15 protein-coding genes and 5 tRNA genes are annotated in these 13,562 nt (G+C 36.8%); 16 read left to right on the top strand and 4 right to left on the bottom strand.

Annotated features, from left to right (window positions below):
• A partial coding sequence (locus ACJMLH_RS04105; RefSeq protein WP_405274994.1) for a dicarboxylate/amino acid:cation symporter occupies positions 1 to 1,167 on the top strand: 1,167 nt, incomplete at its 5' end.
• A 12-nt stretch (positions 1,168 to 1,179) separates the two neighbouring features.
• On the opposite strand, the gene ACJMLH_RS04100 is transcribed toward ACJMLH_RS04105, so the two are convergent.
• Entirely contained in the window at positions 1,180 to 1,674 is a 495-nt protein-coding gene (locus ACJMLH_RS04100; protein WP_405274991.1) for a fumarate hydratase C-terminal domain-containing protein, read from the bottom strand.
• A gap of 238 nt (positions 1,675 to 1,912) precedes the next feature.
• Between ACJMLH_RS04100 and ACJMLH_RS04095 the strand changes: the two genes are divergently transcribed.
• From ACJMLH_RS04095 to ACJMLH_RS04070, 6 genes are read left to right on the top strand one after another with little or no spacing between them, the layout of a single operon-like run.
• Positions 1,913 to 2,179 carry a ferredoxin family protein gene (locus ACJMLH_RS04095; RefSeq protein WP_405274989.1) on the top strand — a complete coding sequence of 89 codons (267 nt, stop codon included), beginning with the start codon at positions 1,913 to 1,915 and terminating at the stop codon, positions 2,177 to 2,179.
• Between the two features lie 8 nt (positions 2,180 to 2,187).
• Positions 2,188 to 3,318 carry a 2-oxoacid:acceptor oxidoreductase subunit alpha gene (locus ACJMLH_RS04090; protein WP_405274987.1) on the top strand — a complete coding sequence of 377 codons (1,131 nt, stop codon included), beginning with the start codon at positions 2,188 to 2,190 and terminating at the stop codon, positions 3,316 to 3,318.
• 1 nt (position 3,319) lies between these two features.
• A complete protein-coding gene (locus ACJMLH_RS04085; protein ID WP_405274985.1) occupies positions 3,320 to 4,183 on the top strand; it encodes a 2-oxoacid:ferredoxin oxidoreductase subunit beta in 864 nt (287 codons plus the stop codon).
• A 9-nt stretch (positions 4,184 to 4,192) separates the two neighbouring features.
• Positions 4,193 to 4,741: a 2-oxoacid:ferredoxin oxidoreductase subunit gamma gene (locus tag ACJMLH_RS04080; protein WP_405274983.1), complete on the top strand. Its 549-nt coding sequence runs from the start codon at positions 4,193 to 4,195 to the stop codon at positions 4,739 to 4,741.
• A gap of 8 nt (positions 4,742 to 4,749) precedes the next feature.
• Positions 4,750 to 5,868, top strand: coding sequence for an ADP-forming succinate--CoA ligase subunit beta (sucC, locus tag ACJMLH_RS04075; protein WP_405274981.1), 1,119 nt, complete (start codon positions 4,750 to 4,752; stop codon positions 5,866 to 5,868).
• Positions 5,869 to 6,531: a flavodoxin family protein gene (locus tag ACJMLH_RS04070; RefSeq protein ID WP_405274979.1), complete on the top strand. Its 663-nt coding sequence runs from the start codon at positions 5,869 to 5,871 to the stop codon at positions 6,529 to 6,531. It begins immediately after the preceding gene.
• Here the strand turns inward: ACJMLH_RS04070 and twy1 are convergent.
• On the bottom strand, positions 6,506 to 7,423 hold the full coding sequence (twy1, locus tag ACJMLH_RS04065) for a 4-demethylwyosine synthase TYW1 (protein WP_405274977.1): 918 nt from the start codon (positions 7,421 to 7,423) through the stop codon (positions 6,506 to 6,508). The two genes, ACJMLH_RS04070 and twy1, sit on opposite strands and share 26 nt — an antisense overlap.
• A gap of 131 nt (positions 7,424 to 7,554) precedes the next feature.
• Here twy1 and ACJMLH_RS04060 point away from each other — a divergent pair, with 131 nt between their 5' ends.
• Genes ACJMLH_RS04060 through ACJMLH_RS04045 form a run of 4 tightly spaced genes read left to right on the top strand, consistent with a single transcriptional unit; the run spans position 7,555 to position 11,251 of the window.
• The gene (locus ACJMLH_RS04060) at positions 7,555 to 8,424 is read left to right on the top strand and encodes a hypothetical protein (RefSeq protein WP_405274975.1); all 870 of its coding nucleotides are present in this window, start codon (positions 7,555 to 7,557) and stop codon (positions 8,422 to 8,424) included.
• A 1-nt stretch (position 8,425) separates the two neighbouring features.
• Positions 8,426 to 9,304: a DNA-methyltransferase gene (locus ACJMLH_RS04055; protein WP_405274973.1), complete on the top strand. Its 879-nt coding sequence runs from the start codon at positions 8,426 to 8,428 to the stop codon at positions 9,302 to 9,304.
• A 46-nt stretch (positions 9,305 to 9,350) separates the two neighbouring features.
• The gene (gene tpiA / locus ACJMLH_RS04050; protein WP_405274971.1) at positions 9,351 to 10,019 is read left to right on the top strand and encodes a triose-phosphate isomerase; all 669 of its coding nucleotides are present in this window, start codon (positions 9,351 to 9,353) and stop codon (positions 10,017 to 10,019) included.
• 17 nt (positions 10,020 to 10,036) lie between these two features.
• Complete coding sequence (locus tag ACJMLH_RS04045; protein ID WP_405274969.1) at positions 10,037 to 11,251, top strand: phosphoglycerate kinase; 1,215 nt, start codon at positions 10,037 to 10,039, stop codon at positions 11,249 to 11,251.
• Positions 11,252 to 11,291: 40 nt separating this feature from the next.
• Here ACJMLH_RS04045 and thiE read toward each other — a convergent pair whose 3' ends face one another.
• Together thiE and thiM are read right to left on the bottom strand one after the other, a co-directional pair.
• Positions 11,292 to 11,912, bottom strand: a complete 621-nt coding sequence (gene thiE, locus ACJMLH_RS04040) for a thiamine phosphate synthase (RefSeq protein ID WP_405274967.1) — start codon at positions 11,910 to 11,912, stop codon at positions 11,292 to 11,294.
• A complete protein-coding gene (gene thiM / locus ACJMLH_RS04035; protein WP_405274965.1) occupies positions 11,909 to 12,775 on the bottom strand; it encodes a hydroxyethylthiazole kinase in 867 nt (288 codons plus the stop codon). Before thiM ends, thiE begins: the two co-directional genes overlap by 4 nt.
• Positions 12,776 to 12,891: 116 nt before the next feature.
• Between thiM and ACJMLH_RS04030 the strand changes: the two genes are divergently transcribed.
• The 5 genes from ACJMLH_RS04030 (at position 12,892) to ACJMLH_RS04010 (ending at position 13,542) form a co-directional block, all read left to right on the top strand.
• Positions 12,892 to 12,965: transfer RNA gene (locus ACJMLH_RS04030), tRNA-Thr, on the top strand.
• 115 nt (positions 12,966 to 13,080) lie between these two features.
• Positions 13,081 to 13,155 (top strand) — tRNA-Pro (locus ACJMLH_RS04025).
• Between the two features lie 6 nt (positions 13,156 to 13,161).
• Positions 13,162 to 13,235: transfer RNA gene (locus tag ACJMLH_RS04020), tRNA-Tyr, on the top strand.
• Positions 13,236 to 13,365: 130 nt separating this feature from the next.
• Positions 13,366 to 13,437 (top strand) — tRNA-Asp (locus ACJMLH_RS04015).
• 31 nt (positions 13,438 to 13,468) lie between these two features.
• Positions 13,469 to 13,542 (top strand) — tRNA-Lys (locus tag ACJMLH_RS04010).
• Positions 13,543 to 13,562 lie beyond the last annotated feature (20 nt).

Below are 13,562 nucleotides of genomic sequence, written 5' to 3'. Positions count from 1 at the left end.
TTGGGCGGAAGTTTATTCATTAAAATGATGAAAATGCTGGTTGTGCCACTTGTTTTCTGTTCTATTGTTGTTGGAGCAGCATCAATTTCTGACATCAGAAAGATTGGATCAATTGGTGGGCGAACAATCGGTATTTATCTTATAACTACTGCACTGGCAGTTACTCTTGCTTTGGCTATAGGTATTTTAATCAAACCTGGTTCCGGCTTAGATATGGTGGCTGCTGCACAGTCATCAAATGTTACTATTAACCAGACAATGACCGATACAATTTTAAATATGGTTCCGGACAACCCGCTAAATTCCTTGGCAAATGGAGATATGATACCTGTAATCATATTTGGTCTGCTTATAGGTGTAATATTAGCCAAGCTAAAAGAGGAAACTCAATTGGTCAGCGATTTTTTCTCTCAGGGAAACAAAATCATGATGGAAATGACTTCAGTAGTTATGAAATTCGCTCCGATTGGTGTTTTCTGTTTAATGGCAAGAACCTTTGCAGGTCTTGGATTTGAAGGTATTCTTCCTTTAGGCAAATATGTCATCTCTGTATTGATAGCTCTGGCTATTCAGGCATTCGTAGTTTATCCGACACTGCTTGTTTTATTTACAAGACTCAATCCTATTAAATTCTTTAAAAGGTTCTTTTCTGTTATGTTTTTCGCATTTTCCTCATCAACATCAAATGCCACAATTCCTTTGAATTTGGATAAACTGTCAGAAATGGGAGTTTCAATGGATGTTGCTTCATTTACAATTCCTCTGGGAGCTACCATTAATATGGACGGTACTGCAATTATGCAGGGGGTTGCCGTGATGTTTGCAGCTCAGGCATATGGTATGGATTTAGGTGCATCTGCTCTTTTAACAGTAATCTTTACTGCAGTTATGGCTTCAATAGGTACTGCAGGTGTTCCGTCAGTTGGACTCGTTACATTGACAATGGTGTTCAATTCCGTAGGTCTGCCGGTTCAGGCGATTGGTATGATTTTCGGAATAGACCACATCCTTGACATGTTCAGAACTGCCGTAAATGTCACTGGTGATGCAATCTGTACTCTGATTGTTTCATTTAAGAATAAGTCTCTCGATATTGATGTGTACAATGGTAAAAAAGAGATGGATCCTGCAAATAATTTTTTATTGGATGATTTGGACATAATTTAAGCAATTATGTCTTTATTTTATTTTTTTCCCGTTATGAATTGCAACGATTCCGGGGATGTCTTCCACGTCTAGTTTAAACATGGCTTCCATACCCTCTTTTTCAAACAAAACACATTTTTTTTTCAGGACTTTGTTTGTAAGCAGAGCCGCAACAGGGGGAGTTATGACAAAAATTGAGTGATGTTCTTTTAATTTTTCTGCGGTTTCATCACTCAACATTCCTTTCCCGATATGAATTTTAACACCTGATTCGCTTAATTTTGGTATGGTCGATTCAATTTCGACTTTGCTGCTTGTTGTTGGAGCTATTCCCGCATCGCTAAAAGCAGTATGCATTATAACGCATCCATTCAAATCAAAAGGAACCTTATTTTCCTCAATCAGTCTGACCAGTTGGGGTAAAGCCGCATCACGGCCGGTATATATTGTTCCTGAAATTGAAATTTGGTCTCCAACATTGACATTGGCTAAATCATCATCGGTTATTGGTGTTGTCAGGTGTTTCATAATATGAATTATTTTATTTTTTTAATTAAATATTATTAACGGTAAATGTTTTGGATTCAGAATAATATACGGGAAGTTTAAAACGCATGAAGTTTTTAGTTTGCCCGCATATTTATTTTATTTTTTTTTTAAAATTTTTGATTTTTTCAAATATTTCATAAGTTATTTAAATGTTCATTAACATAAATATATAACATTCTATATTTATTTATCATAGAATTGTTAGGAGATTTTAAAATTGATTATTATTGATGAAAATTTGTGTAAAGGATGTCATCTTTGCTTATTCATGTGTTATAAAAATGTATATGCAATATCTTCCGAAATAAACAAAAAAGGTGTTCAATTACCTTTTACTAAGTTCGAAGAAAGATGCACTAAATGTGGCACTTGTGAAGTTGCATGTCCAGACCAAGCAATAACAGTGGATTTGCCGGAAAACTGGTGGATGAAAGATGACAATGATGTTAACTTTAATCCTAATTTCACTAAGGGGAAAAAGTAGGTGTAAAAATGGCTGAAGAATTTTTTATTCAAGGAAATGAAGCATGTGCTAAAGGAGCAATAACTGCAGGCTGCAGATTCTTTGCAGGTTATCCAATCACTCCATCTACTGAAGTTGCAGAAACTTTAGCAAGGGAACTACCGAAAGTCGGAGGTTCATTTGTCCAGATGGAAGATGAAATCGGATCCGCTGGAGCTATTATAGGTGCTTCTTGGGGGGGCGCAAAATCAATGACTGCTACCTCAGGGCCAGGTATTTCATTAATGCAAGAAAATATAGGTTACGCATTCATGAGTGAAACTCCAATCGTAATTGTTGATGTTCAAAGAGGTTCTCCTTCAACTGCTCAGCCAACAATGGCTGCACAGGGAGACATGATGCAGGCCCGTTGGGGATCTCACGGAGATTATGAACCGATTGCATTATCTCCATCAAGCGTACAGGAATTCTTTGATTTCACTATAAAAGCATTCAATTTGGCTGAAGAGTACAGATGCCCTGTATTTGTCATGGCTGATGAAGTCATTGGACACATGAGAGAAAAAATAGTCGTTGAAGATGATATTGAACTTGTAGCTAGAAAAAGGCCTGAAACAACTGAAAATTACTTGCCGTTCGAAAACATTGAAAACGGCACCACACCAATGCCTGCTTTTGGTGATGGATTCAATATTCATGTAACAGGACTCACTCACGATGAAAGAGGTTATCCTGACACTAACAATCCTGAAACTCATGACAAGCTTGTACAAAGAATATGTGATAAAGTATTGAATAATAGGGATAAAATCTGCTCCGTTCAATCAAAAGACTGTGAAGATGCTGATGTAATTCTCGTGTCTTATGGAGGTCCTGTAAGGTCAGTTGTTGAAGCAGTATCTCAAGCAAGAGCAGACGGTAAGAAAATAGGTTATGTCAAACTGGATACTCCATGGCCATTCCCAGAAAAACAGGTAAAAGACCTAACAGCAAATGCAAAGGACATAATTGTTGTTGAAATGAATTTGGGTCAAATGTATTATGAAGTTGACCGTGTATGTAAAAGAGATGCAAATGTTCATTTAATGGGTGTGATTGGAGGATTATTACCTACTCCTGATGAAATTTTAGCTCAAATTGATAGAATAGGAGGAAACTAAAATGTCAGAGCATAAACAAAATAGATTTCTCCCATATATGAGAGAAGACAGATTGCCTCATATTTTTTGCCCTGGATGTGGAAACGGAGCTATTATCAATGCATTTTTAGCAGCTATGGAAAAGGCAGGAATGGATTTTGATAATATAGCAATGGTTTCCGGAATTGGATGTTCTTCAAGAATTCCAGGTTACCTTAAATGCGATTCCCTGCACACTACTCACGGAAGGGCATTAAGTTTTGCAACTGGTCTTAAAACAGCCAATAAGAATTTGGATGTAGTTGTATTTACAGGTGATGGTGATGCCGCTTCTATTGGTGGTAATCATTTAATTCATGCAGCAAGAAGAAACATTAACTTAACTGTAATTTGTATCAATAATAATATTTATGGTATGACTGGGGGTCAAATCAGCCCTACTTCTCCTAAAGGTAGTTTCGGAACAACTGCACCATACGGTAATCAGGATACTCCATTTAATTTGGCTGAACTTGTGGCAGCTGCTGGAGCTACTTATTCTGCAAGATGGACTACTGTTCAAATTGAAAACTTGGTTCTTGCAATTAAGGAAGGATTGGAAAATCCCGGATTTTCATTTATTGAAGTCGCAACCCAATGTCCAACTTACTTCGGTCGTAAAAACAAACTCAGAACTCCTACAGCTATGGCTGCAGTAATGAAAGCAAACACTGTATTCAAATCTGCTGCAGATAGGATGACCGCAAGAGAGCTGGAAGGTAAAATTGTAGTTGGCGAATTTGCAAATACAAGAAAAGATGAATTCACAGAAAATATTGATAAAATCAGTGTGGAAAAATCAGGTAAAAAAACTGTTATCAATTCTGCATATGAAACAGAGTTATAGGTGGATAATATGAGAACTGAAATTAGAATCGGTGGATTTGGAGGTCAAGGAGTAATTCTTGCAGGTATTATTTTAGGTAAATCTGCATGTCTTTTTGACGGTAAAGAAGCTGTTCAAACCCAATCTTACGGTCCGGAAGCTCGTGGTGGAGCTTCCAAATGTGAAGTTGTTATTAGTGACACAGAAGTTGATTATCCGAAAGTTTTAAGTCCTGATATTTTTATTGCAATGTCTAATGAAGCATTAATCAAATATATTGTGGATTTAAAGGATAATGGTACATTAATTGTTGATCCTACAACAACTGATGTTGAAGATGTTAGAGAATTTATAGATGAACATAATATTAATGTTTATGAAGCTCCTGCAACAAAAACTGCTATCGATGAAATCGGTCTTAAAATCGTAGCAAATATTGTTATGGTTGGAGCAATCACAAAAATTACTGGAGTAATATCCAAGGAAGCTGCAATGAAAGCTATTGAAGCTAGTGTTCCTAAAGGAACAGAAGAAAAGAACATTAAGGCTTTTGAAGCTGGATATGCTTTAGCGGATTAGGTGTTAAAATGAGATTTTTTGAAAACGCAGCAAAAACAATTTTTAATAATGAAGGCATTCCAATTTTGGAAGGACATGTTGCAAACTATCCTGAAGAAGCAATGGCCATATCTTCAGAGATGGGTGTTCCTGTTGTTGTCAAGGCACAGGTTTTAACCGGTGGAAGAGGTAAAGCCGGGGGTGTAAAATTTGCAGATAATCCTGGTGAAGCACTTAAGGTTGCCGAAGAAATTTTAGGTATGGAAATTAAAGGTGAAAAAGTAAAACACCTTTTGATTGAAGAAAAAGCTGAAATTTTAAATGAATTTTTCGTAACTGTATCTGTTGACAGAGGTGCCAGAAGACCGGTAATTCTTGCAAGTAAGGAAGGCGGGGTTGAAATTGAAAACCTTGCTAAAACAAACCCTGAAAAAATCATCAAATATTATCCAAATCCTTTGCTTGAATTCTTACCTTATGAAGCACGTGAAATTGCACGTAAGATGGGTGTTTCATCCGAATTGATTTCACCAATAGGAGACATCATTTGGAAACTGTACAGGGTATTTGAAAAATATGATGCGGATACCGCTGAGATAAACCCATTGGTATTAACTCCAAACGGTATAGTTGCGGCTGATGCAAAATTGGTTGTTGAAAACGATTCACTATACAGACATCAGGATCTTGTTGACAGACTTCACTATAAAAAGAAAGCTGTGGACTTTGTTCAATTAGATGGTGATATTGCCGTTATTGGTAATGGTGCAGGATTAACATTAACTGCTATGGATATGATTAAGCTTAATGGTGGAGAACCAGCTACTTTCTTGGATATTGGTGGTGGTGCTTCAGAACATATCATCAATCAGGCATTAAGCATTGTATTGAACTATGATCCGGTTAAAGTAGTATTTTTAAATGTTTTAGGAGGTATTACCAAAGCGGATGATGTTGCACGTGGTGTAATCAAGGCTTTGGAAAATGCTAATCGTGAAGTTCACATTGTAATCAGATTAACTGGTACTAATGAGGAAGAAGGTCAAAGGATTTTAGAGGAAGCCGGAATTCCGTATGAAACTTCAATGGAAAAAGCTGCTAAAAAGGCTGTTGAACTTTGTGAAGAATTGAAAGCGGAAGGTAAATAAATGAAATTTTTTGCCATTAATGGTTCCCCAAGACCAAAATGCAATACCGCACAACTTTTGGATAAGGCGTTGGAAGGTGTTTTGGATGTCTTTCCGGATGCTCATGTTGAAAGGATTAACTTATATGACTTCCCGTTCCACGGTTGCAAGAGTTGCTTTGCATGCAAAAGAATCAATGGGAAACATTATGGCAGATGCGTTCAAAATGACGATTTAAAACCTATTCTAGATGAAATCGTTCAGGCTGACGGTATCATTTTAGGTTCACCAATTTACCTGAGTGATGTTACAGGAAATATGAGATGCTTTTTGGAGCGTTTTGTCTTTCCATTTGTCGCCTACAGTAAAACTGAAGTTGTTGAACACAAAAGGATGCCCTTGGCTTACATCTACACTATGAATGCTTCCGAAGAGATTTCATATCAAATCGGATACCATGATTTGCATGACCGTTTTGAAATGGACTTAGGGGGAGTATTTTCAAAACCTGAGCATCTCTACGTTTATGAAACATATCAATTCAAAAATTATTCTAAATATGTTAGTGATGCTTTCGATGAAAAAGAGAGAAAGGAAATTAGAAAAAATCAATTTCCAAAAGATTTAGAAAGTGCATTTGAGCTTGGTAGGAAAATTGCTATTCGAGCAAAACAACACGACTGACTTCAGATTCATTTACTATTTCTTTTCCACACTCTTTTCCTATTTTTTTTGCAAATTCTGTAACTTCGTCAAATGTTGGCATATTGTCTAAGGTAAGACGTTCACGTGATGAGCCAACACACATATATGCTTTGATTTCCACATAATCGGGGTCTGCTTTTTTTATTAATTTAGCATATTCTTCTGGCTGTTCCATATTTTTTCCACGAACGCAAGTATTTCTTATACATGTACGTGAGTTAAAACTGGCTAGTGTTTCAAGTGATTCGTTTAGATTGCTCCAGGCATCATTTATTCTAGGTCGACAAACATCATTGAATATTTTCCTTGAAGGTGCATCCAAGGAAAGATATAGTTGGTAGGGATCGTTTTCCAGGTTGCGTAATCTGTCGACACACTGGCCGTTGCTGACAACAAAAGTTGTAAAATCACGGCTGTTGAATTCGCCTATTAATTCATCAATTTTAGGATAAAGGGTGGGTTCGCCTGCAAGTGAAATTGCGGCATTGGTTGGATTTTTTATTTCTTCCAATTTTTTTCTGTTTGCTTTGTCATTTCCAAAAAATCCGCATAATAGATTGGATTGGGCTTCAATAGCTTCGTCGATTATAGTTTTGGGATCGTCATATTCTTCGTCTTCCCATGTGGTTTGTGTGTATGTCAAATCCCTCCAGCAGAATTCACATTCCTGCTGGCAATTTGGAACTGCAGGAGACATCTGAAGGCATCTGTGGGATTCGATTCCATAGAATTTTTCTTTATAACAGACTCCTTTGTCCACAATACTTTGTCTGGTCCAATGACAGACTTTAACGGCTGCATGGCCATGTGTTCCCACGAATCTATATCCGCTTTTTTCTAGTTTTTCAATTTGGTTTTTATTAAATGACATAAAATCAAACTTATTTTTAATTCTGATAGTATATACATTTTTACAAGGTGACTTAAAAATTACAATTTATGAACAATATTTATTTTTACTTATTAAATCTATTTATATGTTTAATTATAATACGTATTATTATGAGATTATGGAATAAACATCAAGAAAAATTATTTTTCATTAATTCCAAAAGTTTTGCTTCACCCGAGCAGCTCTTTTACAGGACAGATGATGGAAAATATCTGGCATACTGGCCAAAGAGATACAAAGGCAGAAAAACCACTCTTCAATCTAGAAATTCATTGATTGGAAACTTTACAGAGAAATGGGTAAGTGACCTGTTCAAATCATTGATTGAAGATGAAAACCTCTATACCGTTCAGCAGGCAAGAATTCCATCCGTTGGAATCACATCAAAATCTCCCGCAGACATTGTAATTGCAACCGAGGATAAAAAAATTTTAAAAGCTTCAGAAGTCAAACTAATATGTGAAGTTAAAATGTCTCTGGTGTGGAACTGGCAGTATGACCCGGAGTTCGGAAGCATAAAGGAAGTGGGCGATTTCAGGACTCATCAGGGAAAGCCAAGTTTCACACGTTCGGATTCAATTTTAAAGGCTATAGGCAAGTGCATTGACATCAGGGTTTCCAATTTCGAATCCACAAAAATTCCAATTATTGTAGTGGGAAATGCTCCTTTGTCAAACGGTTTTTCCAAAAAGGCGGATTATCTTAAACATGCGGGACTGATTCAGGGATTCTGGTCTTTAAACCCGTTTCCGCTCAATCATGGAAACACCAGAAAATCCACTCCAAAAAAGGGATTTTACAGATTCGACAACACCTCTGAGCTGAAAATACATCTGAATCAGTTATTCAATCAGGACTTGAATTTCTTTTCAGGAATGGAAAGTCCAAAAACTTTAGGAAAATTGATTGAAATAGCAAACAGGCAAGAAACTTATGAAAACAAGGGATTGAAATTTTTAAATCTCCTAAAGAGGTCTTAATGTGGTTAGAAAAACTCAAACATCTTCATTCGGTTCGGTTTTAAGAGAGTCTCACAGCTCAAAGAAGTTTTATAGTTCAAAATTGTTCGAGGAGTTCAAGGTTCCAAAAAATATAGAATACAAACAGGTGGAAATTCCAGAAAATGATTTGAATAAACTGTACTGCAAATCCAGCGAAAACATGGATGAAGTTCCAGACAACAGCATACATCTGATGATTACATCCCCTCCCTACAATGTCGGAAAGGAATATGATGACGATTTGACGTTGGACGAGTATTTAGAATTGCTGACAACGGTTTTTGGCCAAACCTATAAGAAGCTGGTCACCGGAGGAAGGGCTTGCATTAACATTGCAAATATTGGAAGAAAACCATATATTCCTCTGCATGCAATGGTCATTGAGATAATGCTGGATTTGGGATTTCTAATGCGCGGTGAAATAATCTGGGATAAATCAACAAGTGCAGGAGGATCATGTGCCTGGGGAAGCTGGATGTCCGCTTCAAATCCGGTATTGAGGGATTATCATGAATATATTCTTGTATTTTCCAAGGAATCATATTCTAAAAACAAGGCTCAGGAGAAGAGGGATACGATAGAAAGGGACGAGTTTATCCAGTGGACAAAAAGCATTTGGACATTTCCTGCCGTAAATGCTAAAAAAATAGGGCACCCTGCCCCATTTCCCCTTGAGCTTCCTCACAGGCTTATCAATTTGTACAGCTATGAAAATGATATCGTTTTAGACCCATTTTGCGGAAGTGGAACAACTTGCATCGCAGCGATTCAAAACAATAGAAATTACATAGGGTATGACATCAATGAAAAATACATTGAACTTGCCGAAAAAAGAATAAATAATCATAAATTTATTTAATAATGGTTTCCAAATATTATAATAATAAATGAATTGTGGGATTATTATGGATACACCAATAGTGATATTGAATTATAAAACCTATTTAGAATCAAGCGGTATGAAAGCTTTAGAACTTGCGCATGATTTGGAAAGTGCTGCCAGTGAATCTGGAATTACCATGGTTGCAGCTCCTCAGGCAGCAGACATCTATAGAATAAATCAAGAAGCTTCAATTCCTATTTTTGCTCAGCACATTGATGCAATATCTCCTGGAGGCCACACTGGTTCTAATTTAATTGATACATTAATTGAAGCCGGAATTAGCGGTTCATTAATTAATCATTCAGAACAAAGAATGAAATTGGCTGACATTGATGAAGTCGTAAAATTATGCAAAAACAACGACATTGAATCTTGCGTATGCACAAACAATATAGAAACTTCAAAAGCTGTTGCCACTCTTGCTCCTACTGCAGTGGCTGTTGAACCTCCTGAATTGATAGGTACCGGAATTCCAGTATCTCAGGCACAGCCTGAAGTTGTGGAAGACACAGTTAAGCAAGTAAAAGCAATTAATAAGAAGGTTAAAGTATTGTGCGGTGCAGGAATCACTACTGGTGATGACATGAAAGCAGCAATGGATTTAGGTGCTGATGGAGTATTGCTTGCATCAGGAATCATAAAAGCGGAAAGTCCAAAAGAGGCTTTGCTTGATTTAGTAAGCAAATTATAATCTCAAGAGTGAGGAAAATGGCTGAATTTAATACTATTGATGATTTTGATATTGAAAATAAAACTGTACTTGTCAGGGTAGATATCAATGCGCCGGTTGATCCGAGTTCCGGAATTATTTTGGATGATACAAGATTGAAATTGCATGCAAGAACCATTAAGGAATTGTCCAATAAAGGGGCTAAAGTTGTAATTCTTGCACATCAAAGCCGTCCGGGTAAAAAAGACTTCACAACTCTCTCTCAACATGCAGATGCATTGTCTGACATTTTAAACTTAAGAGTAAAATATGTAGATTCTCTTTTTTCAAGCTCTGCTAAGGAAGCTATCCGTAATCTTAAACCACATGATATTTTATTGCTTGAAAATGCACGTTTCTTTTCAGAAGAAACCCTTTCAAGAACTCCACTTGAGCAATCCAAAACTATACTTGTTAGACAGTTATCCCCATTGATTGATTATTTTGTAAATGATGCATTTGCAGCGGCTCACAGGTCTCAAGCATCCCTTGTCGGATTCACTGTAAACACTCCTTCTGCTGCAGGTCGTGTAATGGAAGATGAATTGACAATCATTCAAAGCGCATTGGATAATGTAGAACATCCATGTGTATTTCTGCTTGGTGGAATGAAACCTGAAGACTCAATTGAAGTGATGGAAAACGTATTAAGCAATGGAACTGCAGATTCCATTTTGACAACAGGTATTGTTGGAAATATTGTTTTATGGGCTGCAGGTGTTGATATCGGTCAGGTCAACAAGGATTTCATAGCCGGCAGAGGATATGAAGATATGGTTGTTAAAGCCAAAGATTTAATTGAAAGGTTTGGTGACAAAGTCAAATATCCTCTTGATGTTGCTTGTGAAATTGATGGTGAAAGGGTTGATATTGACAATGATAAAATCCCTAATGAAGCTATTTTTGATATTGGTGTCAAAACTATTGCATTTTATGCAAAAGAAATCAGGGAAGCTAAATATATATTTGCAAATGGTCCTGCCGGAGTATTTGAAGATCCTAAATTTGCAATGGGTACCGAGGATTTAATCAATGCAATGGCTACTTCCAATGGTTTTTCATTAATTGGTGGAGGTCATATTGCAGCTGCTACTGCAGGTCTTGGTCTGGAAGATCAAATGAGTCATTTGAGCAGTGGTGGAGGTGCTTGCATAAGTATGCTTGCAGGTAAGAAGCTTGCTGCTGTAGAAGCACTTAAAAACAGTAAAAAATAATCTTTTTTACTTTCTCTTTTTTTTTTAAAAAAAATAATATTTAGCTATTAAATATCTTTAATAGCTCTTCAGATGATTTTTTTGGATTTTCGGAACTCATTATTGCACTTACTACAGAAAATCCCTTAATTCCAGTGTCAGTTAATTCATGGGCATTTTCTAGTGTAATTCCTCCGATTGCTACAACTGGAATGTCAATTGAATCTACAATTTCCTTCAGTTCCCGTTTTGTAACTTTTTCGGCATCTTTTTTAGTTGCAGTTGGAAATACTGCTCCTGTTCCGATATAGTCCGCACCATCTTTTTGTGCTTTTTTAGCTTCATCGACTGTAGATGCTGATACTCCCAGTATTTTATCTTCTCCTATGAGTCGTCTTGTTACATCACAGGGCATATCGGATTGTCCTACATGCACTCCATCGGCATCGATAGCCAGTGCAACGTCTACCCTATCATTGATAATCAGGGGAACATTGTATTTTGTAGTTATTTCCTTTACTTTTAATGCAAGATTGTAGAAATCAAGAGTGTCTGCCGTTTTTTCTCTTAGTTGAACAACAGTAGTTCCGCCTTTTATCGCTTCTTCGATTGTATTTAAAAATTTCCCTACATCTTCACTGTTGTCAGTAACAAGATATAGGGACAGGTCTATTTCATTCATAATATCTGGATGTTTGATTCATTGATTAGGCTTTCGGCATTTGTTTTGTATAAATAATCGATTAGGTATGCCCTGAATGAGCCTGTTCCTTCATCGTTTGCATCAACTTTTGCTCTTGCTTTTTCACCTGCTATATTCATTGCCAGTATTGCAACTAAAGAACCTTCCAGAGGTGCAGATCCGCCAACGCAACTTCCGACAATTGTGGATAACATGCATCCACTTCCTGTAATTAAAGGCATCATCTCGTCTCCATTGTCAATAGCGATTGTTGTTTCACCATCGCTTAGGATGTCGATTGGTCCGCTTGCTAGGATAGTTGTGTCTAATTTGGCCGCAAGTTCTTTTATGATTTCTCCATTTGCAGCTAGATTTTCTTGTGTGATTATATCGTCAATGTTAACATCAACTCCTTTTGCAGTGTTGTTTTCATCAATTAATCCTGTTAATTTAGCTATTGCTTTTATTTCACTGATGTTTCCACGAATTGTTGCGATATCATTATTTTCAATTAAATAAAGGGTTGTGTCATTTCTAAGTTTGCTTACACCTACTCCAACAGGATCCAAAATAATTGGAGTATTGGTGTTTGTTGCGGTTTTAGCAGCTAATTTCATTGATTCAATTTGTGTTTTGGTCAATGTTCCTATGTTTATTACCAGCGCATCTGCTATTGTTACGATTTCCTCTAATTCGTCAACGTCTTCTGCCATTAGAGGTGATCCTCCAATTGCAAGAGAAGCGTTCGCACAGTCATTAATTGTAACTCTATTGGTTATACAATGAGTTAACGGATTTTTTTCACGGATATTTTTTAAAGTTTCTTCAACTTTTTCCGGAATTTCAGATTCATTATTTATCATGATTATTAATTATAAATTATTTAATATTTAAATTTTTATAAGAATATTCGGTTTTATCGTAAAGTATTTAAAGGACTAATAATATAATTTATAGTGTTCTACAAATTTTTAATAGTGCCTCGGTGGCTCAGTCTGGTAGAGCGCGAGACTTGTAATCTCGTGGTCGCGGGTTCAATTCCCGTCCGGGGCTTTTAATTTATATTAAAAATTTGTATTTTTAATGATATTAGTATAATTATAGTAACCTTTATATAGGATTAAAATTATATTATTATCAGTATGTTATCTGCATGCAATATGTATGTGGGTCCGTAGGGTAGCTTGGTCGATCCTTTGGGCTTTGGGAGCCTGAGACTCCGGTTCAAATCCGGGCGGACCCATCTTGCCCCGCCTTAGCTCAATTTGGCAGAGCGTTGGACTGTAGATCCAAATGTTGCTGGTTCAAGTCCGGCAGGCGGGATTTCAAACTATTTATCTGAAATCATATGTAATTTTGGTTAAAAATTCGATTTTTCCAAAACATTTATATATGATGAAGATTATAGTATTTGATAGTGTATTATTTTACATGATACTATTTGTTGTGAGTTGCCCTGGTGGTGTAGGGGCTATCATGTGGGCCTGTCGAGCCCGCGACTCGGGTTCAAATCCCGGCCAGGGCGCTTCAAGTTATAAATAGTATGTATGTCTCATAGGCCTGTAGCTCAGTCTGGCAGAGCGCTTGGCTTTTAACCAAGCGGCCGCGGGTTCAATTCCCGTCAGGCCTGTTTCTAATTTTATATTTTAA

This window comes from Methanobrevibacter sp. (assembly GCF_045116495.1).
GTDB lineage: Archaea > Methanobacteriota > Methanobacteria > Methanobacteriales > Methanobacteriaceae > Methanocatella.
This window is presented reverse-complemented; position numbering and strand designations above follow the sequence as displayed.